Source organism: Ulvibacterium marinum (genome assembly GCF_003626755.1).
GTDB lineage: Bacteria > Bacteroidota > Bacteroidia > Flavobacteriales > Flavobacteriaceae > Ulvibacterium > Ulvibacterium marinum.
Window position 1 is genome coordinate 35376 of the sequence record NZ_RBCJ01000007.1, and the last position, 22039, is coordinate 57414.

Annotated in this window: 20 protein-coding genes; 9 read left to right on the plus strand and 11 right to left on the minus strand. The window is 38.0% G+C overall.

The genetic code is table 11. The annotated features are described in order from the left end of the window. Position 1 precedes the first annotated feature (1 nt). From D7Z94_RS25080 to D7Z94_RS25105, 6 genes are all read right to left on the minus strand, one after another. Positions 2 to 2503: a heavy metal translocating P-type ATPase gene (locus D7Z94_RS25080; RefSeq protein ID WP_120714419.1), complete on the minus strand. Its 2502-nt coding sequence runs from the start codon at positions 2501 to 2503 to the stop codon at positions 2 to 4. Further along, positions 2500 to 3228 carry an acetolactate decarboxylase gene (locus D7Z94_RS25085; protein ID WP_120714420.1) on the minus strand — a complete coding sequence of 243 codons (729 nt, stop codon included), beginning with the start codon at positions 3226 to 3228 and terminating at the stop codon, positions 2500 to 2502. The genes D7Z94_RS25080 and D7Z94_RS25085 overlap by 4 nt, the downstream gene beginning before the upstream one ends. Before the next feature lie 79 nt (positions 3229 to 3307). Then, positions 3308 to 3565 (minus strand): heavy metal-binding domain-containing protein, encoded by a 258-nt coding sequence (locus tag D7Z94_RS25090; RefSeq protein WP_120714421.1) that lies wholly within the window; start codon positions 3563 to 3565, stop codon positions 3308 to 3310. 11 nt (positions 3566 to 3576) lie between these two features. Beyond that, entirely contained in the window at positions 3577 to 4797 is a 1221-nt protein-coding gene (locus D7Z94_RS25095) for a TolC family protein (RefSeq protein WP_120714438.1), read from the minus strand. Further along, positions 4797 to 8555, minus strand: coding sequence for an efflux RND transporter permease subunit (locus D7Z94_RS25100; protein WP_120714422.1), 3759 nt, complete (start codon positions 8553 to 8555; stop codon positions 4797 to 4799). Before D7Z94_RS25100 ends, D7Z94_RS25095 begins: the two co-directional genes overlap by 1 nt. Before the next feature lie 119 nt (positions 8556 to 8674). Beyond that, the gene (locus tag D7Z94_RS25105; protein WP_120714423.1) at positions 8675 to 9103 is read right to left on the minus strand and encodes an HYC_CC_PP family protein; all 429 of its coding nucleotides are present in this window, start codon (positions 9101 to 9103) and stop codon (positions 8675 to 8677) included. 194 nt (positions 9104 to 9297) lie between these two features. Between D7Z94_RS25105 and D7Z94_RS25110 the strand changes: the two genes are divergently transcribed. The 9 genes from D7Z94_RS25110 to D7Z94_RS25150 all read left to right on the plus strand — a co-directional run bounded on the left by D7Z94_RS25110 (position 9298) and on the right by D7Z94_RS25150 (position 14812). Next, positions 9298 to 9666, plus strand: coding sequence for an ArsR/SmtB family transcription factor (locus D7Z94_RS25110; protein ID WP_120714424.1), 369 nt, complete (start codon positions 9298 to 9300; stop codon positions 9664 to 9666). Further along, positions 9663 to 10259: a mercuric transport protein MerTP gene (merTP, locus tag D7Z94_RS25115; protein WP_120714425.1), complete on the plus strand. Its 597-nt coding sequence runs from the start codon at positions 9663 to 9665 to the stop codon at positions 10257 to 10259. Before D7Z94_RS25110 ends, merTP begins: the two co-directional genes overlap by 4 nt. Next, positions 10259 to 10465 carry a GDCCVxC domain-containing (seleno)protein gene (locus D7Z94_RS26050; RefSeq protein ID WP_120714426.1) on the plus strand — a complete coding sequence of 69 codons (207 nt, stop codon included), beginning with the start codon at positions 10259 to 10261 and terminating at the stop codon, positions 10463 to 10465. Before merTP ends, D7Z94_RS26050 begins: the two co-directional genes overlap by 1 nt. 5 nt (positions 10466 to 10470) lie before the next feature. Next, positions 10471 to 11265 (plus strand): cation transporter, encoded by a 795-nt coding sequence (locus D7Z94_RS25125; protein WP_120714427.1) that lies wholly within the window; start codon positions 10471 to 10473, stop codon positions 11263 to 11265. A 498-nt stretch (positions 11266 to 11763) separates the two neighbouring features. Further along, complete coding sequence (locus D7Z94_RS25130; RefSeq protein WP_120714428.1) at positions 11764 to 12480, plus strand: hypothetical protein; 717 nt, start codon at positions 11764 to 11766, stop codon at positions 12478 to 12480. A 146-nt stretch (positions 12481 to 12626) separates the two neighbouring features. Beyond that, entirely contained in the window at positions 12627 to 12914 is a 288-nt protein-coding gene (locus tag D7Z94_RS25135) for a helix-turn-helix domain-containing protein (RefSeq protein WP_120714429.1), read from the plus strand. 275 nt (positions 12915 to 13189) lie between these two features. Beyond that, a complete protein-coding gene (mbpA, locus tag D7Z94_RS25140) occupies positions 13190 to 13486 on the plus strand; it encodes a mobilization protein MbpA (RefSeq protein WP_120714430.1) in 297 nt (98 codons plus the stop codon). A gap of 5 nt (positions 13487 to 13491) precedes the next feature. Beyond that, entirely contained in the window at positions 13492 to 14352 is an 861-nt protein-coding gene (locus tag D7Z94_RS25145; RefSeq protein ID WP_317125795.1) for a relaxase/mobilization nuclease domain-containing protein, read from the plus strand. Positions 14353 to 14356: 4 nt separating this feature from the next. After that, positions 14357 to 14812, plus strand: coding sequence for a DUF6730 family protein (locus tag D7Z94_RS25150; RefSeq protein ID WP_120714432.1), 456 nt, complete (start codon positions 14357 to 14359; stop codon positions 14810 to 14812). A 178-nt stretch (positions 14813 to 14990) separates the two neighbouring features. On the opposite strand, the gene D7Z94_RS25155 is transcribed toward D7Z94_RS25150, so the two are convergent. From D7Z94_RS25155 to D7Z94_RS25175, 5 genes are all read right to left on the minus strand, one after another. Then, positions 14991 to 16373 carry an amidohydrolase family protein gene (locus tag D7Z94_RS25155; RefSeq protein WP_120714433.1) on the minus strand — a complete coding sequence of 461 codons (1383 nt, stop codon included), beginning with the start codon at positions 16371 to 16373 and terminating at the stop codon, positions 14991 to 14993. A gap of 10 nt (positions 16374 to 16383) precedes the next feature. After that, positions 16384 to 17697 (minus strand): metal-dependent hydrolase family protein, encoded by a 1314-nt coding sequence (locus tag D7Z94_RS25160; RefSeq protein ID WP_158594732.1) that lies wholly within the window; start codon positions 17695 to 17697, stop codon positions 16384 to 16386. 337 nt (positions 17698 to 18034) lie between these two features. Next, on the minus strand, positions 18035 to 19495 hold the full coding sequence (locus tag D7Z94_RS25165) for a serine hydrolase (RefSeq protein WP_120714435.1): 1461 nt from the start codon (positions 19493 to 19495) through the stop codon (positions 18035 to 18037). Between the two features lie 221 nt (positions 19496 to 19716). Continuing rightward, complete coding sequence (locus D7Z94_RS25170) at positions 19717 to 20823, minus strand: serine hydrolase domain-containing protein (protein ID WP_120714436.1); 1107 nt, start codon at positions 20821 to 20823, stop codon at positions 19717 to 19719. A gap of 94 nt (positions 20824 to 20917) precedes the next feature. Beyond that, positions 20918 to 21721: a helix-turn-helix domain-containing protein gene (locus tag D7Z94_RS25175; RefSeq protein ID WP_120714437.1), complete on the minus strand. Its 804-nt coding sequence runs from the start codon at positions 21719 to 21721 to the stop codon at positions 20918 to 20920. Between the last annotated feature and the right edge of the window lie 318 nt (positions 21722 to 22039).

A 22039-nucleotide genomic window follows, 5' to 3' on the forward strand; every position in this document is an offset into this window, starting at 1 on the left:
ATTAATTAATTGATTTTGTTTTGAGTCTGAGTGCATTTACAATTACTGAAACTGAACTAAAACTCATTGCTAATGCGGCAATCATTGGTGATAAGAGAATTCCAAAAACAGGAAATAAAACCCCTGCCGCTATGGGTATACCTAGTGTGTTATATATCAAAGCGAAAAATAGATTTTGTTTTATATTCCGCATTACTTTATCACTTAAATTTCTTGCTTTTACGATACCATGTAAATCCCCTTTTATTAGGGTAATCATTGCACTCTCAATTGCAACATCTGTTCCCGTACCCATTGCGATACCTACGTCACTTTTTGCTAGGGCTGGAGCATCATTGATTCCATCTCCTGCCATTGCCACGACATGGCCTTCGTCTTGTAGTTTCTTGACCTCTTCCAATTTATTTTCTGGTAACATTCCAGCCTTGAAGTTTGCTAAGTTGAGTTCGTTGGCAACGGCTTGTGCAGTATCGTGATTATCGCCAGTAAGCATTATTACTGAAATTCCTTTATTTTGAAGTGCTGCAATGGCTTTGGCACTTGTAACTTTAATTTTATCACCTATCACCACGTAGCCAGATACATGGCCATCTACTGCCAGATAGGAAACGGTTTTTCCTTGTTTTTGAAATGATTGCGCTTCGGCTTCCATTTCTGATGATATAGTTGCATTAGCATACTCCATCATTTTGGCATTTCCTAAGTCCAGCTTTTTACCATCTACTTTTCCTTCGACTCCTTTTCCCGTAACGGCACTAAAACCATCCACTTTACGGATTTCTATTTTTTGTTCTTTCCCATACTTGACGGTAGCTTCGGCAAGTGGATGTTCGCTAGAACTGTTCAAGGAAGCTATAAATTGAGTTATTTCACTTTCAGAAAATGAATCATTGAACGACCCCATTTTTTCAACAGTTGGTTTTCCTTCTGTTATCGTTCCTGTCTTATCAACTATCAAAGTATCTACCTTGTCCATTTTCTCTAAAGCCTCGGCGTTCTTTATTAGCACGCCATTCTGCGCCCCTTTACCGACACCTACCATTACTGACATTGGTGTCGCCAACCCTAATGCACAGGGACAAGCAATAATCAATACTGCAATCGCATTTACGAGCGCGTATACATATGCTGGTTCTGGACCCCAAATTGCCCAAACTGCAAAAGTGACTAGAGAAATGATAACCACCACAGGTACAAAATATCCTGAAACGGTATCTGCTAGCTTTTGAATAGGTGCACGACTACGACTCGCATCGTTTACCATATGAATGATTTGGGAAAGCAAGGTGTCGCTGCCTACTTTTTCGGCTTTCATTAAAAAGGACTGATTACCGTTAATAGTTCCGCTGCTTACTTTATCATTCTCGACTTTATTTACCGGAATAGGTTCGCCTGAAATCATTGATTCATCTACGGTGGTATGACCTTCTGTAATTACACCATCCACAGGGATTTTTTCCCCTGGTTTCACTCGAAGGATATCTCCTTTTTGGATTTGGTCTATGGCAACTTCTTCTTCATTGCCATCAACCACACGTACCGCTTTATTTGGTGCGAGCTTTAATAATTCTTTGACAGCTGAATTAGTCTTACTGTGCGCTCTAGCCTCTAAAACTTGCCCCATTAATACAAGGGTAAGTATTACTGTTGCGGCCTCAAAATAGACATGTACTGCTCCTGAATCAGTTTTAAATTGTTCAGGAAAGAAATCAGGAAACAACATCCCAAAGACACTAAACAACCACGCCACACCGGCACCGATGCCTATGAGCGTAAACATATTGAGATTCCACGTTTTTATACTTTTATAGGCACGTTCAAAGAACATCCAAGTTGCATAGAAAACTACGGGAATAGATAACCCGAACTGAATCCAATTCCACGATTTTTGTTCCATTATATTGTATAATGGATGATTAGGAATCATCTCGCTCATTGCGATTATGAAGATAGGCAGCGTAAAAGCTACTGCTATCCAGAATTTCTTGAGTAACTTTTTATAGGTCTTCTCTTCCGAGGAAAGGTCTGGCTGCATAGGTACTAAATCCATTCCGCAAATGGGACAAGCTCCAGCTTCGTCCTTAACAATTTCGGGATGAATTGGACAAGTCCATTGTTCTGAACTCGTCGCAGATAAATTTTGTTCTTCTACTAAGTCCATTCCACAAACTGGACAATCACCTGGCTGGTCATATGTTTTGTCGCCTTCGCAATGCATTGGACAATAGAAAGTACCAGTTCCTTTACCTTTCGGCTTTTCCTCTTTGGTTTCTTTTGCTTTATGATGTTCTCCTAATTTATGTATGCTATAAGAACTTCCATCTTTTTGCATTGCTTTTTGAAATGTCTCAATTGGAATATGAGATTCCATTTCGATAGTTGCTTCTGCTTTCTCTAAATCTACCGAAACATTATTCACACCTTCCACTTTAGAAAGTGTTTGCTCTACGTGATTACGGCAACCGTTGCAGGTCATACCGTCTATGTGAAAGGTGTGTTTCATTGGTTTGGAAGTTTTAGTATCAATTGCTTGTCTAACATCAGTTCGTCAACGTGCCCAGCAATTGCATTATCATCAGTTTTGAAATGCATATGCATATTAGTGGTATGATGCGTAAATACTGCCTTGTGTTTTGTGGAATAGAAACCAATAATTTCAACATCTGCTTGCTGTATGCTTCCACTCAAACCAGATTCTTTATGCTTCTTATGATTATGAACAGTATCTCCTTCTTTCCAATTTATCACGTGCCAGTCTAAAGTAGCAACTTGGCCTTCTAACAAGAAAGGAAAAGGTTCTTCCACATTAATACCATTAGATTTCGCAGTTTCAAAAATTCTCTTTTCTAAATCAACTTTAGTTGTGACATTCTCAATATTAAAACCATTCCATGTTTCAACTTCCGCATAAACAAGTAAAGCAGCTTTGATGGCATAAGAATCGGTGATACTAATACTACTATCAATTACAACACTATTATGTGGTTGACTGTCAAATATTTGTATTTCACCTTTTAAATCCGCTATTGCGCCAAGAGCATAAAAATGTTTCTTTTGTGACAGGGTATCTAATGAAATTGTAGCATCTATATTTCCTGACATTACGTTTCGCAAAGCTCCCGAATACCTAACTTTTACATTAGTAGATTCATCAGTACAAGAATTAGTTAAAAAACTCAACAGAGCCATTCCAAGTAACACGTAAAAGCTGTGATTATACATCTTCATTTTCTTATGATTGTTTAGAAATGCAAAGAGGTTTAGTCTTCTCTTTCAGAATACCTACTCTAATTATCTTTCGACTTTTCTAGTGAGTATGGCCATTTGCCGTATGGTCTTCGTTTTTCACTAACGTCATTCCACAGGTAGCACATTTACCTTCTTTATCGCTACCACTATCTTCGCAATGCATTGGACATACGTAAGCCGAAGTATATTCTTTTCCTTGGTTCTCAGCGTTTGTTTCCGTTTCCGTTAGTACCTCTTTTTTATTGTCTTTACAAGAGACCATTGTAATTGAGGCTATTACTAACATTGCTCCTAAAATTGTTCTGAATTTTTTCATTGTTTTTCTGTTTATTGAGTTATTAAATAATTGACTACCGCACTTTGGGCATAGTAGGTTGTTATGGCACTTATCTGATTGATTTGGAACTTTAATTGCAATTCTTGTATATCGAGAACATCATTAAAATCTATAGTACCAGTTTCATAATTTTTAATGAGGATTTCTTCCGCATCATTAGCTTGCTTCAAGTTTTTCTCTTGTGTATTGTATTTAATTCTAGCTTGATTGCGTTGTGATATCGCTTGAGCAAAAGCAGACTCTAAAACATTCAGGCGATTGTCTTTTTGAGCTGTTATTTCAAGCTGTCTCAGTTCGTTCTGTTTTGAAGTAGACTTGTACTTATTATTGAAAAGTGGTACAGAAACAGAGACCATGGGCATAAAAATATCCTTACCATTATCACTAAAACTCATATCAGGTCGCTCGGAAACTGGCACATAATCCAATCCAAAACCAATCATAGGATTGCGTTCTGCTTGATTTAATTCTTCTGATTGTACTACAGATTCATAGAGTTTATCATATTTGAGCAATTCTGGATTAAGCGTTAAAGCATCCTCGGCAAACACGCCATCCTCATCTGGGAGCATTAATTTTTCAAGAATAACTACTTCTGTGTTCCCATCTCGATTAAGTAATGTATTAAGGGTTGTTTGTTCGCCTAAATACCCTTCATCTAATACTTCTTTTTGCTGCTGCAACTCATTTTGTCTAATCTGCAACCGTAATACGTCTACCGCAGATGCCTTTCCAACTTCCACAGAAGTAAGTGCCAGTTTTTCATAGGTTTTCAATAACTGAATATTCTCCTCAAGTACTTTTTGTTTTTCATTTATACTATAGAGTCTATAATAGGATTGAGAAACCGAAAGTGCCAGTTTACGTCTTGCAATCACGATTTCTTCATATTCTGAATCTGCCATTGCGCTCGCGTAATTCTCTCTAGCCGTAATCGTACCGAACCAAGGCAACATTTGTCTCGCCGAAAATCGAGCACGTTGCGCGCCTGTTCTAGTTTCAGGTTCACTTACAAAATAACCTGCGCTGAATTCTGTATTGGGAATCCAGTCTGCTTCGTTTACTTTTTCTTCAGCTATGTTATGACGAAGATTGTACGCCTGAATCTCAGGACTATTACCTACTGCCTCGCTAATAAATGATTGTAATTGTTGCGCTCTCGAAAAAGCGGAAACAAACAAAAGACAGATAACGATATTTATATTTTTCATTAGTTTGCTCTTTTTAGTTTTAATTCTTCTCTCCAACTGTACAATACCGGTACAATGAAATAGGAGGTAATATCAATCACCATTCCCCCAAAAATTGGGATAGCCATTGGTATCATTATATCACTCCCCTTTCCTGTGGATGTCAATACGGGAAGTAAGGCAAGAATTGTAGTTACCGTGGTCATCAGACAAGGGCGTATTCGCTTTTTCGCTGCTTCTAATGCTGAATGCCTGATACCCTTTTTATCTGTTGGTTTGTCACGGTCAAAGGTTTGTGTGAGGTAGGTTGCCATTACTACTCCGTCATCGGTAGCAATACCAAATAGTGCAATAAACCCGACCCATACCGCCACACTCAGATTGATGGTTTTCATATTGAATAGGTCACGCATATTCTCTCCGAACAGATTGAAATTGAAGAACCAGTCTTGACCATACAACCAAATCATAATGAAACCACCAGCAAAAGCCACCGTGATTCCAGTAAAGACCATAAGTGAAGTAGAAACAGATTTGAACTGGAAATACAAAATCAAGAAAATGATTGCTAGTGCCAACGGGACCACAACAGAAAGTGTTTTCTCTGCTCGCAACTGGTTTTCATAGGTTCCAGTAAATTGATAACTGATTCCTTTAGGAACGGTTAATTCCCCGGCAGCGATTTTTTCCTTGATTAAAGCCTGAGCATTTTCTACGACATCTACTTCAGCAAAACCATCAAGCTTATCGAATAGAACATATCCGATTAGGAAGGTATCTTCACTTTTAATCACTTGTGGACCTTGCTCGTAACGTATGTCAACGAGTTCGCCCAATGGCACGGGACTTCCCTTTTCTACAGGAACATAAATTTTTTTAAGGTCTTCTTCATTCCCACGTAATTCTCTAGGGTAACGCACACGAACTCCATAACGCTCACGACCTTCAACTGTCTGCGTCAAAGGCATTCCGCCAACAGCTACTTTTAGAACTTGCTGAACATCCATAATGGATATTCCATATCGCGCTAGTTGCTCTCGTTTGATATCAATTAATAAGTAAGGTTTACCCACAATACGGTCTGCAAAAACAGCCTGCTCCTTAACACCTTCGGCTTGTTTCAGAATACCTTCTAACTGTAAACCAAAGGCCTCTATTTGGGCTAAATCTTGCCCTTTAACCTTGATTCCCATAGGTGCTCGCATTCCTGTTTGTAGCATTACCAATCGGGTTTCAATGGGTTGTAATTTCGGTGCGGAAGTTACCCCTGGTAATTTGGTCACCTTAACTATTTCATTCCATATATCATCTGGGTTATTAATCTCTGGTCGCCAGTTACGGTAGAATTCGCCATCGTCATCTTCAACCAAATGCTTCGAATGAATAGCAAATGGGTCTCTTAATCTTGATGCATCGTAACTCGAATTTTCACCATCTATATCCGTATTTGGGTTGATAACAAGATTACCATCTTTTAGTACAAAAAGTCCGTCGTCATTTATTTTATAGCGTTGCTTTTTACCCTTTGTATTATGCATGTATTCAGATTTATACTGAATCATATTTTCATACATGGATAGCGGTGCCGGGTCGAGTGCGGATTCTGTTCTGCCAGATTTACCAACCACCGTTTCTATTTCTGGAATAGTAGCAACTGCCATATCCAGTTGTTGCAATACCCGTTTGTTTTCTTCTACACCAGCGTGAGGTAAAGAGGTGGGCATTAAAAGGAACGAGCCTTCGTTTAGAGATGGCATAAATTCCTTTCCGGTGTTGTTCATAATCCAGACACCAGAAATAAGTACTGTTGCAGGAATGATTAGGAACAAGAGTTTATTCGCTAATGCCCATTCCAAAATCTGACCATAATACCTTCTCAGTACAGAAAATATCCCTAGAACTCCAAAGCAAATTAGCGCTACAAAAATCAGGTTGACAAATACACTTCTATCAAAGCCTAAGGGTCTCCAATATTCTGCTAGCATAAATATTATAGCAGTTGACGATATAATAATGTTAATCAGATTTACTTTCTTCTTGTTAAGATTACCCCTTAAATTTAAAAGTCCCGTTACACCAAAAGCAATCAAAACAATCCCTAACCAATAGCCTGAAAACATTGCGATTGCTCCCAATACTAAAAGCGAAATTTGAAGTACATAGCTAAACGAGGCTTTTAGGTTCTTCTTTCTAAATAAATATGCCGCCAATGGTGGGATTATGAACAAGGCGATAACCAATGAAGCCGAAAGTGCCATTGTTTTAGTAAAAGCAAGGGGACGGAATAGCTTTCCTTCTGCACCAATCATAGTAAATACTGGCACAAAACTTATAATGGTAGTTAGGACTGCAGTTAAGATTGCTCCAGAAACTTCAGACGTGGCATTATAGATAATTTCATTTGTGGTGTATTCAGTTCCGTTTTCGCTAAAACGCAACTTTTTATCATCCATATGCCGTATCATGTTTTCGGCTAGAATAACACCAACATCGACCATGGTACCAATAGCGATGGCGATACCTGAAAGCGCGACTATATTGGCATCTACATTAAAGATTTTCATGGCAACAAAAACCATCAAAACAGCAACCGGTAATAGTCCAGAGATTAATATAGACGCCCTTAAATTGAAGACCATTATGATAATTACCAAAATGGTAATTAGTATTTCTAATGTCAATGCTTCATTAAGTGTATCGAGTGTTTCTTCAATAAGCTCTGTACGGTCGTAAAAAGGAACTACGGTCAATTGAGAGGTGCGTCCATCGGCCAGTACTTTTGACGGTAGGCCATCTTTAAGTTCATCAATTTGGGCTTTTACATTCGTGATGACTTCCATTGGGTTAGCACCGTATCGAGCAACAACCACACCACCAACGACTTCTGCTCCTTCCTTATCCAGAATACCACGTCTAGTTGCTGGACCAAGACTTACGTTGGCTACATCCTTAATTCGAAGTGATGTGAAATTTTCAGAAGAAACAACCGCATTCTCTAAATCTGCAATGGTCTTGACATAGCCCAAGCCGCGAACAAGGTATTCAGCTTGGTTTATTTCTAATGTCTGCGCTCCTATATCCTGATTGCTCTCCTTTACTGCCTTTACAATTTGGCTAAGGCTTATTTTATATTGGCGCATTTTCTCAGGATTCACGTCAACTTGATATTCCTGTACATAACCACCAATAGAAGCGACCTCTGATACTCCACTAGCACCTGAAAGTGCATATTTCACATAGTAGTCTTGAATGCTGCGTAGTTCCTGTAAATCCCATCCACCAGTTACATTTCCATTTTCATCACGCCCTTCTAAAGTGTACCAATAAATTTGACCTAATCCTGTTGCATCGGGACCCAGAGCTGGGTTTAAACCTTCAGGCAAAAGATTTGCCGGTAATGAATTTAGCTTTTCTAAAATCCGACTACGTGACCAATAAAACTCAACATCTTCCTCAAATATGATATAGATGCTAGAAAAACCGAACATAGAAGAACTACGGATAGTTTTTACACCTGGTATACCAAGCAGAGAAGTGGTCAACGGGTACGTAATTTGGTCCTCAATATCTTGTGGAGAACGACCTTCCCATTTCGTAAAAACAATTTGTTGATTTTCACCAATATCCGGAATAGCATCTACTGCTACGGGGTTTGAAGGCAGAAAGCCTGTATTCCAACCAAATGGTGCATTTACGATACCCCAACCTACAAATAAGGCGAGCATTAATACTGCAACGAGTTTGTTCTCGATAAGGAATTTGATAGCTTTATTAAGCATGTGATTTGATAATTAAACAGTTATGAAAGATTTGAAATTCTAGAAAACAGAAAAACAAACACAACAAATTGAGCCCTAAACGATAGTTATCGCAGGGCGCACTTAATACTGTCTAATAATCAAATAAGGAAAGTCTGGTCTAAAATTTGAACATCCCGTAATAGTGGAGGCGGGACATAGTCTCTAAACGGAGTTATATTTTCGTCTACCGCATCAAAGAGATTTATAAAGGAATAAGCAAAAGAATAAACAAATTGTTGCTGTTCAAAAGAAAGGTTGTCGAATGAGATTTTTAAATCATCTTGACCTTCAATTGTAACTTCTATATCGGAACAACAGCTTGTCTCAGTCTCCATTTCCATAACTTCACAGGAATTAGAGTCTTTCGACTTTTCTGCTTTCATCATGCAGGTGTCTACCTTATCGAACATACTGAAATCTACCAAATGGTCACCACAGTAATGCATATCCACAGAGAAAGACATGGTGGATAATAGCACAATAAGTGCCATTAAAGTAGAGGTTATTTTATGTAGCGTTTCTTTCATTTGAATTGCAAAATTACAAAAATATTAAATGGTAGTCATTTGTTTAACAGAAGTTTAAAAAGTGAATTGCAAAAGAGATGTTTACTAAGACTTTATATTTTTCCTGCTTGATTCTATTAATAAGTTGTTTTATAAAGAACAATTTTAATTAAGATATGTATTTAAGCAAATACTAAAATACATATCTTTGTTTTATGGGAAAACAGATATGTATCCGATTGGAAGCAGACGCAAGACAGATAATGGACTGTAGGTCTTCAATAGCGGAGTTGGACAGTTCTTTAAGTTTTGTTTCCGAAGTCTTAAACTTGGCAGGAAATAAGGTTAGACTTCAAATTCTCTTTTTGCTCCAAAGGGAAGAAAGACTATGCGTTTGTGATTTGAGCGATATACTTCAAATGAACGTATCGGCAATTTCACAACACCTTAGAAAGCTAAAGGATAGAGATTTGGTCTACGCCACAAAAGAAGCTCAGACGATTTTTTATGCGCTTAACAAGGACAAGTTGACGACATTGAGTCCAATTCTCAATTTATTGAAAAAGGAAAGTATAGTGTTATGATTGGAAATAAAAAATTGATTGGTACGTCGGTTCTAACTGCTCTTGCTGCATCTATATGTTGTATTACACCTGTACTTGCAGTATTGGCAGGAACTACTGGTTTAGCCTCTACCTTTTCATGGATAGAACCTTTTAGACCTTATTTAATTGGCTTTACGGTTTTGGTGCTAGCATTTGCATGGTATCAAAAATTCAAGCCCAAAACCCAAGCGAAAATTGATTGCGAATGTGATGACGAAAAATCGAATTTTATCAACTCCAAGGGTTTTTTGTTTTTGATAACCCTATTCGCCGGAGCCATGTTGGCATTTCCATCCTACTCCCATATTCTTTATTCCAGTACAGGTTCAAGTAAGCAAATCGTTTACGTGGAGCAATCGAACATTAAAGAAATCAGGGTAACTATTGAAGGAATGACCTGTACGGGTTGCGAAGCACATATCGAAAGTGAGGTAAATAAACTTGACGGCATATTAAAAGTCAATGCAGATTACGAAGCGGCGAATACAATCGTAAAATATGATGAAACCAAGGTCGACCTTCAAAAGATAGAAACTGCCATATTAAGTACTGGATACAAAATAGTCAAATAATGGAAGTACAGTTAGAATCTACGATTATATGCCCCGAATGTGGACATAAGGCGAAAGAGGAAATGCCCACAACGGCATGCCAGTTTTTCTATGAATGCGAAAATTGTAAAACATTACTTAAGCCCAAAGAAGGCGATTGTTGTGTTTATTGTTCCTATGGAACTGTTGCTTGCCCACCAATTCAGGAAAATAAAAGTTGCTGTTAATTAGCATGAAGAAAACAATATTTATAATTCCTAAAATGGACTGTCCGTCAGAGGAAAACCTAATCCGAATGAAACTCGACGGAATTTCAAGCATTGCAAATTTGGACTTTGACATTGCTAACCGAAAATTAACTGTTTTTCATAGCGGAGAAATCGACCAAATCGAAAAGTCTGTTACTGAGCTGAATTTAGGCGGAAAGAAAATCTCTACAGAGCAGACCGACCAAACGGAATTTAAAGAAAATACAAACCAAAAAAAGCTACTTTGGTCTGTACTTATAATCAATTTTGCTTTTTTCATCATCGAAATGACAACAGGTCTGGTTTCAAAATCTATGGGGCTTGTTGCCGATAGTTTGGATATGCTTGCAGACAGTTTCGTTTATGGGATTAGTTTATTTGCGGTTGGCGGAACTCTGATTAAGAAAAAGCGGATTGCAAAACTTGCCGGTTATTTTCAAATCATACTTGCGATTATGGGGTTTGTAGAAGTTTTAAGGAGATTTTTCGGAGACGAGAAACTTCCTGATTTCTCAACAATGATTATCGTTTCGATTTTTGCTCTTATCGCAAACGGAATTTGTCTTTATATTTTACAAAAATCAAAAAGCAAAGAAGAGGCGCATATGAAAGCAAGTATGATTTTTACTTCAAATGACGTTATTATCAATGTGGGAGTAATAATCGCTGGCCTTTTGGTAAATTGGTTGAGTTCGAACAAACCTGATTTGATAATAGGTACAATCGTTTTTGCTTTGGTAATACAAGGTGCGTTTCGAATACTGAAATTGAGTAAGTGAGCGGAAAGCATTAAGCACAAAAAGCCGACAATCCTTTTAAATCAATATTTTCAATATCCTTTATTCCGCACCTATTCAAAATCAAGCACACAACTAGAATCTAAACATCTGTAATCAGGGTCATATTTCATTAGATAACGGTTTACTTATAAACCCCAAGCACCTACGGAAGTCTGGCAAACCTTCCACTCCAATCCTCCCCTTGCTAACACGCTTCGCCGGTCGGCTCGGGAAGTCTTTCCGCTCCAGTTTTGCCAGACATCCTCGGAGCCGCGCGAAAGAACAAGCGGCGAAAAAGCCGCTTAACCTTTCCTCCCCTACCCACAATAAGTTATCTTAAATTATATGGAATCTTCAACCTGTTTTATTGTAGTCCTCCATATTGCACATTGAAACATCCAAGTACTAAATAATCATTTATGGTCTCTTCTATCCCAAAAACCCATCAGTATATCTATGATTCACTTCATTACCCACATAAAATAGTAACTTAGAAGTATGCCTGATTTTATTAAATACCTCCTATTGGCATCTTTCGCATATGTTTACGTGCGATTGCTAATTCCGTATGTAGGTTTCTTTGCCCGTTTCATGTTCAATGAATCCACACAATGGGATAAATACATTGAAAAACCAAGATTGGTTTTTTATGGAATTGGGTTACTATTGATGCATGGAAGTTATTCAGCATTGGTCGATACGAGTCAATCTCAACTAACATCGCTTTTATATCCTCTTAATTGGTTCATTTTTTTAAGTGGTATAATGCTGTCACAAATTACATGGACTAAAAAATTCAGAAATGTTTTTATCCCAAAAATTCAAGAAAAACTTAAAAAGAAGAACAACTTTAGCCTTTCAGCTACAAATGACCAACTGAAAGAACTGTATCGTGGATTGGTTAACTACGATATGATACTAACAGAGAAAACGGATAAAGATGATTTTATCAAAGTTTTTAAGGAGGATTGGTATTCTCACCAATCCAAAATACATTTCAAACTTGACGCTCCAAGCTGTCGGGAGTTCTACGAATTGCTTAAAGTTACCTTCCCGAAAAACACAATGAGCGTTATCGACTTTTTCAAAAGGTCGGACACTATCCACAGGGAAGATGGCAAACCTTATAAATACTCCACCGTAAAAGATGCCAAATCGAGAACCCCGATATCCAAAAAAAGTGAAGAACTCAAAACCATTTTTTCTCGCCTTTAGTTTCGTTTGCTTGCATTTTTCCTAATTCCGTGTGCATTGCATGAATTGCACACATTTCCCTTTACTTCCTATACTAGTTTAGCACCAGAATTCTGTTAATAAGAACAAAAGCTTTTGTGCATTGTTTAATCCAAAATTTGAAGGAAATGGACTATCTGGAATTAGAAGAACGACTCGACCGCATCGAACGCTTATTAGTGGCGAATAAAGAAGTACTCACATTTGAGGAAGCTTGTGAATACACAGGTATATCACGGAGCTACCTCTATAAGTTAACTGCAGCAAGGGAAATCCCCCACTCCAAACCCAACGGTAAAATGCTGTTTTTTGAGAAGGCCAAACTTAATATTTGGTTACTGCAAAATCGTAGAAAATCAAAAACTGAAATTGAGAAAGAAGCATTGGAATACACCTTTAAAAATAGACAGGTTTAGATTTGTAAATGACTTTATAAATCATATTGAAATACGCTTTCCAAACTAAATATTTAAATGAAAATACATGATTAAATTTTTATGGATAGGGAGAAGTAAGAAAAATGAAAACAGTACTAATAATTACATCTGAGTGAGAATTCAAGATGTGTCATTGTCATGACAAATCTTGCTTTTGCTCCCGAAGGTCGCAAAAGGATAGGATCTGGTAATCGAGTTTTCGATATGTGATTTAGCAAAAAGTATTTTGATGAATAAAGATTTAAAAATCTAGAATGAAAAAGGAGTTTGTACAATTTCGATGTTCTATTTATGAGAAGAAGCTCTTAAAAATTAAGGCCAAAAAGAGTGGGCTTTCCATAAGTGAATATTGTCGTCGTGCTGCTTTTGACCATAGGATTGTTGAACGCTTTTCCGATGAACAAATCAATGTTTACAAATTACTGGTTCAGTATCAGGTCAATTTTAAACGTATTGGAAATATGTACAAAAAACGGAATCCAAAATTATCAGAAGAGGTTGTGCAATTAGCGAATGAAATACGGAAACATCTTTACAACTTTAAGAAATGATAGGCATGGGGAAATCCATATCGCATACAGGTGCTTCCATGGGCTATGGATGGGATGAGGAAAAAGAGGCCGAAGTAATCTATCGAGAACATTTGGCGGGCGACAACCCAAAAGAGATTACCCAAGAATTCAAAATAATTCAAACACAGAACCAGCGATGTAAAAAGAACACTATGAGCTTTGTGTTGAGCCCTACTATAAAAGATGGTCAAGATTTGAAGGACAAACAACTTACAGAAATCACACAACGGTTTGTACAAGAAATGAAATTACAAGAACGACAGGCGATTGCATTTGTGCATCGGGATAAAAGTCATTTGCACATTCATTTATACGTGAACCGTATCGGTTTTGATGGCAAGGCTTACAAAGACAACTTTATAGGTAAAAGAAGCCAACAGGCCGCAGAAAAAGTGGCGCAGCAAATGGGATTAACCACAGTTAGAGAAGTGCAGCAAGAGAGATTGAATGAAATTCAAAGTATACGGCAAGAAATAAAACAAGTAAATGAAAAGGTTCTAACCGAAATGAAACCTAAAGATTTTGACCAATATATCAAATACATGAAACAAAGAAATGTGGAAGTTATTCCAAGCATCAACAAATCAAAAAGGTTACAGGGCTTTCGCTTTGAATACAAAGGTCAAAATCTAAAGGGAAGTGAAGTACACCGCTCCATGTCTATGGCAAGAATCGCAGAGCGAATTGGTTTTGATAAAACTGCTTCCCAAAAGATAGTGAAGGACAATAGACTAGAATTATTAGGCAAGACTGTTGGGATATCGCCCAACATAGCGGCCACTATTGCCAAACGGGTTATCAAGATGACCGTCAAGAAAACAATTGGTTTAGGAATGGAAATATAAGATTATGGCAAAATTAGATGAAATAGCAGAATTGCTAACGGAAGAAATCAAAGGCTTCGAAAACTCGGTCAACCGAATGGAAAAATTGAAAGCCTTTTTGATGACCTATAAAGTACAAGCGGATACCTCACATATCGACTTTATTCTAAAAGAATATAACGACTATCAAAAGAAAGCGGTTGAAGACCAACATAAGCTGATGGCCAATGTGGTCTACCATATTAAAAAGTCCATCACGTTTCCAAAATGGGCGATAAAGTTGTTTTGGGGTCTTTTGGTTTGCATCATTTTGGTATTGGGATTCTCTGTTTACCAAGTCTCACAAATTTCTGTAGTAAAGCAAGAAGCCTTCGAGCAAGGAGAAGAAAAAGCGGTTGCGCACTTTCGGGTTTTCTTTGAGGCCAGTCCTGAGGCAAGTGAACTCTATCAAGAATGGCGCGAACCCAAAAGCAAAAAGTAAGATGCGCCCTATCCGGTTTTTGCTTTACGTTTATCTGCCGGAACACTACAAAAACCGGACAGGATCCACGCGCAAAGTTTTTGGGTAAGATTTGGGGGCTTTTGTGTGTCCCAAGAATTGTTGGTTTTATAGAATTCGATTCATACACTTTTAATTACAGTCAAAGCCATTCCATTAATCATTCAATCCGAGTTTGAGCTTTACCATTTTTAAACACGCTATTTATTTTTAAGGTATTGCTGATTGATTCCAGAGGATTCCCATCTAAAAGTACCATATCTGCTATTTTACCTTCTTCAATAGACCCAAGTCGGTCCTCAACTTCTAGCATTTTAGCGGCATTTAAGGTGCCCATTTTAATGATATCCAATGTGGGCATACCACCGAGTTCCAATAGTTGCATTTCTTCATGTAAACTGTACCCGGGTAAAATGAAATCATTCCCGGTATCCGTTCCAAGAACCATATTTACTCCATTCTTAGTTAGTTGAATAAAATCCTCCACTTGAAATTGCACCACTTGTTTCAGTGAGGGATTATCGAAGTCGTAGTACTCCTGAAAGTATTTCATAAATTCCTCGGCCCGGAAAATATAATCCGGATCATTCATTTTTTCGAATTCCTCGGCGGGATAAATCTCTTTTAGACCTTCCACCTCAAACCATTCAGGGTTCTTAGGGTACATCATGCTCTTGTCCAACATTAGGGTGGTTACCCATGAGATGCTATCGCGATAGATTCTTTGAATCAGTTCTTTGTCCTTCTCAAAATCTAAATCCACGCCGGTATAATGTAGCAAGTTCTTGATTCCTGCATCAATGGCCATTTGAAGCTCAAGATTATCACTTACATGGGCGAACACCCTCGTCCCGTTCTTTATAGCCTCTTTGTTAACATGATTCACAAACTCTTGCGGCATGCGCTCTACGTAGGGAGGGTAGGGTCCGTCTTCAATGGTTAGCTTAATTCCGGAGATAGGGTATTTTGACACCCTTTTCACCAATTCGGAAATTTGAACAGTATCTTTCAAAACGAAGTAAGTCGCTCCCTCTGTCCAATTACTGCTACTATATGTCTTCACAGGGTGGCTGCCTTCTGTAATAAAGTGCTGACTTGTGTGGAACACCCTTGGAGCCGGAATCGAATCTTGTTCACCCATATCCCGCATTTGACGAAAATATTCGTTCGTGCAGGTGCCTCCTCCGGTTATGAATACCGAGGTCACCCCATAATGCATGAATTTTGGGAAATCCCCTTTATAATAGCCGGTATGTGCATGACAATCAAAAAGGCCGGGGATAAGGTATTTCCCCTGCCCACCGATAACGTTTTTATGATCGCTTGATTCAATGGTCATCGTATCTATTTTCGAAATTTTTGAATCCTTAATATAAACAGTTACATTTTTTTGCAGGTCTTTGCCAGTGCCATCGATTAGGTTGACCTTTGAAATGACCAAATCATAATCCGTTTTTTTCGCTATTTCCTTTTTGCAGGAAGCACCGATTATTAGCAATAGGCAGAAAATGATGTTTGTTGTTGCGTTCAAAAGCTTTTTCATGATTCGATTTTCATTTGATATTATTTTTATGAACCTTGCCCTCCCTCATTATAAACTCGACGTTTTCCAAAACAGTAATATCCTCCAAGGGATTTCCTTTAACGGCGATGATATCTGCCCATTTTCCTTCTTCGATGCTTCCAGTGTTATCTTCAATTCCTATAAGCTCTGCGGCGATAATCGTAGCTGATTTTATGGCATCTATTTCGGTCATTCCAGCTTTGACCATTAAATTGAATTGCTCTGCATTACGACCGTGAGGGTAAATTCCGGAATCGGTGCCAAATGCCATTTTGACTCCTTCTTTATAGGCCAGGTTAAAATTATTGGTCAATTTTTCGTACATTTCTTTATTATCTAAATCTATTTCCTTATCACTGTAATCTTGATCTTCTTCGAACAAATCCCAATGTGCAGCAAGTAAATCCATGGTCAGATACACTTTATGTTTTATCATAAGTTCAATGCTTTCTTTGTCTAAAAAAGTTGCATGTTCAATGGAATGCACACCCGCTTTTATGGCGTTTTTTATTCCGTCTGCACCATGGGCGTGGGCGGCTACCTTGAGTCCTCTTTTTTCAGCTTCTTCCACCGCAGTTCGGATTTCTTCGAAAGTAAAAGAAGTTGCACCGGGAATGGTGCCGGTTGTACCAAAACCTCCCGTTGCCATAAGCTTGATTACATTAACACCGTTCTTGATGTGTTTTCTGACTTCCTTTCTAACCTCATTCTCCCCATCTACAACACTACCTGGATTTTGCCTAAGCTCTAATTGTGGACTCATCCAATTGCCCCATGCAGCATGCCCTCCAGTGATTGTCAAAGCGGCTCCGCTTACATACATTCTTGGTCCCTCGGTCCAATTTGAATTAATGGCATCTCGAAGGGCTACATCACTATAGTAATTCGCATGTAGGTTTCTTACGGTGGTAAAGCCTGCTTGCAAGGTTTTTTTTGCGTTGATCGCACCTAAAATCCCAAAAGAAGCTGCGGGTAACTCCCAGGCGTCAATACTCTTGTCATAATAATTATAGGTTAGATGGGCGTGACAGTCTATCAAACCAGGGAGAACTGTGTACTCTGACAAATCGATAACGTCGTTGTATTTCGTCTTTTCGCTGCCCTTATCAATTTTTACTATTTTCTTCTTCTCGATGACCAAAAGAACATCATTGACAACTCGCCCCTTTTCAACATCTATCATTACACCTGCATGAATAACTTGGGCATTGTTCGATTTAAGGGATTTACCTTGCTGAGGAAATATTTGGATACTGAGGACTAGGATAAAAAATAAAAGCGAAAAGATTCTGTTGTACCCCATAATAGAATATTTAGAATTTATATTCTTGGGGGAAGTATATTTTAAAAATAATGAATTAGCGTTTGTTTCCATAAAATATTTTATACTTAGGCCCCTAGAGTGTATAACTGGTATCAGATATCAATAGCTTATCTCCAAAACGACTTAATACATGCAAACATGCTATAAGGCCATTTCGGAAACTTTTGTTTTTCCATTTCTTAAGATATCTATTAAACGAGTAGTTAATAAAAGTGAAAAGAAATAGTACCGAAAAACCTTCGTTTTCTGGGATATCAATACGGAAAAGTGTTTTGTTCAAGAAATCCTGCCATCGGGCGATAATTAATTCAGGGGCCTAATTCCCGCGTAATTTTTCAAGCATTCTTTTTACCCTTTTATTCCCTTTATCAAGCTCTAGGGATTTGCCGTAATGTTCAATGGCCAGTTCTTTGTTCCCATTTAGCATATAGGCCTCCCCTAAATCATCAAAGACCTTGGCCGAATTGGGGAAAGCTTCCACGTTGAGTTTATAGATTTCAATGGCCTCCTCCATATGATCCGATAATACCAGGCCATATCCTAACTTACTGAATTCATAGATAAATTCCCGCTCCCCATATTCATCGAGTTTTGTTTCCTTTAGTTCCAGGAATTTTTCCCTGGCAGCGTCAATTCCTTTTTGCCTTAGAACATCCGCAACCATATTTTTTACCTCCAGCTCGGGCAGGTCATAGGGCCTGTCGTATAGAATGCTCCTGATCCTATTCCTGATAAAACCTAATTTGGCCTCATTTGTATTGGTCAATAGAATAATCAGATTTTTATCATCGATAGATCTGAATATCAAGGTATTGAACCCGACATTTGACCCGCCATGCTCCATAAAGGTCAGCAATTCCTTCGTATTCGGATTTTCCCATTCCCATATCCAGAACCCATAACCATATTCGTTCTTATATGGGGTGCGCATTTTTCGCATCAACGAGTCCGCCACAAGTTCATCGGTGTAGAGCGCTTGGTCCCATTTGTAAAGATCGTCCAAGGTTGAGTAGATGCCACCGCTTCCCAGCGAAATTGAATTATCGAAATAAATGGGATTGATATACCCGTCAAGCGGGGCCCAACGATATCCACTGGCATAATCCTTTACGACCGTTTTACTGGAAGCATAACCCGTATCCTTCATACCCAATGGACCCAATAGCGTTTTCAAGGCCATTGCATATGAAGTACCGGTAACCTTTTCGATAATGGCCGCCAATACCGAATACCCCGTATTGCTATAACCGAACTTAGAACCAGGCCTGAAATCCAGTTCGAGAGATTGGAAAGTACCTAACAGTTCCTTGGTCGTAAATTGCTTATGGGCATATGCACTATCAAAATCCGGGAAATTGGTTATATCGGGGATCCCGGAGGTATGATTAAGAAGTTGATGAACAGATATTTCCCTACCTACAGGTTTTGGATAATAATCCAAATAGTCGGATATTCTGCCCTCTAATTTGATCGAGCCCTCGTTTACCAACTTCAAAATAAGCATTGCCGTAAATTGCTTGCTAACGGAGGCCAAAAGAAATTTAGTCTCCGAACTATTCGGAACCTCCCATTCCATGTTGGCAAGACCAAAACCCTCTTTAAATATGATCTCCCCGTTCTGGGCAACCAGAACAGCTCCATTGAACTGGTCGAGCTCGTGATAGGCCTTCATCAGTTCATCGATTTTATCTTTTTTTGATTGACCTGAAACAGCGATAAAAATGAAAAAGGAGAAAATACTTAGGAGCAATGAACGATCCGTTCCAAGAAAATCCATATTCAAGAATTTTAAAGTGTTCACTTTAAAGATGGTGATCGCATCTAGTTGTTACAGTTGAACATCCATATTGTCCTGCTTCTTGCACTTTGTAGAATGATTCCCGGAAAGCCTTGGGTTTAAAGAACTATTAAAACTACATCTATAGATAGATATTGATTTCAACAACTATGCTCGATTTAATGCAATATTTACTCTGAAAGGATTTTTTGAGTTTCTTCCTAATCCATTAAATATATTTTTGAAATATTATCTACTAAATCATGGGTGTAGACCCCAGATAGATTCACAAAAACAACAATTGCCATATCATCCTTTGGATAGATTCCGAAAGCAGCTCGTCCTCCTCCAATTGGCAAAACTCCGGGATGCTTTTCTCTATTCATTACGGGCCAGCCTAAGGCATAAGCATTCAAAATACCACCAAATCCTTCATACTTCCCATTGTTCAATTTAACCGGTTGCCACATAGTTCGTAAACTGGTTTTATCTTCCAGGAATTTACCCGTTTGTAAAGCAACAATCCATTTAGCCATTTCGTCAGCAGAACTGAAGGCTCCGGCATCTGCCCTAAGTGTTGTGGGAAACTCTTCGCTAACTTCCAACAGATGTTCGCCTTGCACATATTCTCCAACCGATTTGTCGAGATAATAATAAGAATATGTCGGACTTTTGTTATCAACAACGTCAAATGAGTTGCCGAACGTTGTCCTGTCCATTTTAGCAATGTCAAATTGATTTTTCTTTATGAATTCCTCGAAAGTACTTTCGCCATATCTCTCAATGAGCTTTTGAATTAGAAGATAGTTTGTGGCACTATAATTAAATTCTTCGCCCGCTTTAAAACGCAAAGGCATTTTTTGCACTTTAATCCATGCCGAATCTTGACCTTTTCCACCAATTAATCCTTCAGAATCCGGGTCTTCAATATCAGGTAATCCAGAGGTATGACTAAGTAATTGCTTTATTGTGACTTTTCCCCAATTTTTAGGAAGTCCGTTTAAGTGCATTGATATAGGGTGGTTAATTTTAAAGTACCCTTTTTCGATTAATTGCATTACCGCAGTGGAAGCAAAAACCTTGGCTATAGAATTAATTGAAAAAATGGTCTTTTCATTTACTTCGACCTTAAATGGAACGTTTGCAAATCCCAAACTTTTAGATAATATGATTCTATTATTCTTAATCACTGCAACTTGCAACCCAGGGATTTTCTGATTTACCATTTCTTTTTGGAGATATTCAACTACCTTCTCATTATAATTTTGAGAAAGACAATTCCCATGAAATAGAAAAATGCATAACGTTGTCCACAACAATTTTTTCATTTTAAGTCTCAATTATAAGTTTACAATAGCAAACTTAATTATTGCTGCTAGGGTAAAATAGTACGGATTTAGTCGTTGATCCAAAAAATCGACCTTAGTATCTTAACCTATAGTTTTTGGGAGAAACGCCAATAATTTCCTTGAAGGTTCGGGTGAAATGGCTTTGATCAAAAAAGCCGCATTCCAATGCTATTTCACACAAAGATAATTCTGAAGATAAAATCAAAGGTAGAGTCTTCTGTACCATTAATTTTCGTTTGTACTGTCCAAGTGTACAGTCAAAATATATTGGGAATAGCTTAGAAAGGGTTACAGGATGCAATTTGCAAATACTAGAAAGCTCATTTAGTGTGAGTTTTCTATCCAAGTTAGAACGCAAATACTCATCTATAATTGAAACCCATTTTGGATTGCGTTTAAGCGACTGATCAATAAATTTGGGAGAGGTTAATTTGAGAAAAAGCATTTGGATAGAGAGGTCCGAAAAAGCATCATTTACCAAAAGTTCCTTATAAACTTTTAATAAGAGAAATCTTGACTCCGGATTTTTGCTGACCGAAGCCTTAACGCGATTATTTGACAAACCGTAACTGTCGAGGAAAGCTTCATTGAATTCTAAATTTATCCGCTTTGAATCCTTTGCAACTTTTATTACTTGGTGTTTTTCACCGGCATTGTAATAGGTAAGATCGCCGGGTAATAGTTCATAGTCAAACTTCTTTTTTTCCATGCACCCACCGTTTATCATAAAACTAAAATGTGCATTTTTATGTACGTGAAGTTTATCATTGTAATTATCCCGATTATACTGTGTTAAACTGACCGTATAATTCTGGCCGGATTTTGAATATAAAATATTACCAGAATACGCGCCTTGGTACATAGTTTCCTTAATCATCTTTTACTATTCTATTTCTAATTTAAAACTTATACTTAAGACGACTCTTATCAATTATTGTTACCGTAGAAATAAATACGTAGTGGTTCTTATTAAATGGCTACTTTTTAAGACAGATTGAGAAAAACAATATAGTCTTATTAATTGTTCGTGGCCGTTGCAGAAGTGGTCCGTGAACAAGATAGGATGCACTCAGGCCATTTTCATGGAGTCTTAATAAGAACCTGTCTTGGTTGGATCTGCTGGTAAAAAGCAATCAGGTCGACTTGTAGGGTGTCCACAATGGTCCTTAAATTGCCCATTGAGGGTCCCTTTCCC

Bases quoted from the DNA above. Each gene is read 5' to 3' on its own strand.
- D7Z94_RS25080 (WP_120714419.1), bottom strand. From the start codon at position 2,503: ATGAAACACACCTTTCACATAGACGGTATGACCTGCAACGGTTGCCGT.
- D7Z94_RS25085 (WP_120714420.1), bottom strand. From the start codon at position 3,228: ATGAAGATGTATAATCACAGCTTTTACGTGTTACTTGGAATGGCTCTG.
- D7Z94_RS25090 (WP_120714421.1), bottom strand. From the start codon at position 3,565: ATGAAAAAATTCAGAACAATTTTAGGAGCAATGTTAGTAATAGCCTCA.
- D7Z94_RS25095 (WP_120714438.1), bottom strand. From the start codon at position 4,797: ATGAAAAATATAAATATCGTTATCTGTCTTTTGTTTGTTTCCGCTTTT.
- D7Z94_RS25100 (WP_120714422.1), bottom strand. From the start codon at position 8,555: ATGCTTAATAAAGCTATCAAATTCCTTATCGAGAACAAACTCGTTGCA.
- D7Z94_RS25105 (WP_120714423.1), bottom strand. From the start codon at position 9,103: ATGAAAGAAACGCTACATAAAATAACCTCTACTTTAATGGCACTTATT.
- D7Z94_RS25110 (WP_120714424.1), top strand. From the start codon at position 9,298: ATGGGAAAACAGATATGTATCCGATTGGAAGCAGACGCAAGACAGATA.
- merTP (WP_120714425.1), top strand. From the start codon at position 9,663: ATGATTGGAAATAAAAAATTGATTGGTACGTCGGTTCTAACTGCTCTT.
- D7Z94_RS26050 (WP_120714426.1), top strand. From the start codon at position 10,259: ATGGAAGTACAGTTAGAATCTACGATTATATGCCCCGAATGTGGACAT.
- D7Z94_RS25125 (WP_120714427.1), top strand. From the start codon at position 10,471: ATGAAGAAAACAATATTTATAATTCCTAAAATGGACTGTCCGTCAGAG.
- D7Z94_RS25130 (WP_120714428.1), top strand. From the start codon at position 11,764: ATGCCTGATTTTATTAAATACCTCCTATTGGCATCTTTCGCATATGTT.
- D7Z94_RS25135 (WP_120714429.1), top strand. From the start codon at position 12,627: ATGGACTATCTGGAATTAGAAGAACGACTCGACCGCATCGAACGCTTA.
- mbpA (WP_120714430.1), top strand. From the start codon at position 13,190: ATGAAAAAGGAGTTTGTACAATTTCGATGTTCTATTTATGAGAAGAAG.
- D7Z94_RS25145 (WP_317125795.1), top strand. From the start codon at position 13,492: ATGGGGAAATCCATATCGCATACAGGTGCTTCCATGGGCTATGGATGG.
- D7Z94_RS25150 (WP_120714432.1), top strand. From the start codon at position 14,357: ATGGCAAAATTAGATGAAATAGCAGAATTGCTAACGGAAGAAATCAAA.
- D7Z94_RS25155 (WP_120714433.1), bottom strand. From the start codon at position 16,373: ATGAAAAAGCTTTTGAACGCAACAACAAACATCATTTTCTGCCTATTG.
- D7Z94_RS25160 (WP_158594732.1), bottom strand. From the start codon at position 17,697: ATGGGGTACAACAGAATCTTTTCGCTTTTATTTTTTATCCTAGTCCTC.
- D7Z94_RS25165 (WP_120714435.1), bottom strand. From the start codon at position 19,495: ATGGATTTTCTTGGAACGGATCGTTCATTGCTCCTAAGTATTTTCTCC.
- D7Z94_RS25170 (WP_120714436.1), bottom strand. From the start codon at position 20,823: ATGAAAAAATTGTTGTGGACAACGTTATGCATTTTTCTATTTCATGGG.
- D7Z94_RS25175 (WP_120714437.1), bottom strand. From the start codon at position 21,721: ATGATTAAGGAAACTATGTACCAAGGCGCGTATTCTGGTAATATTTTA.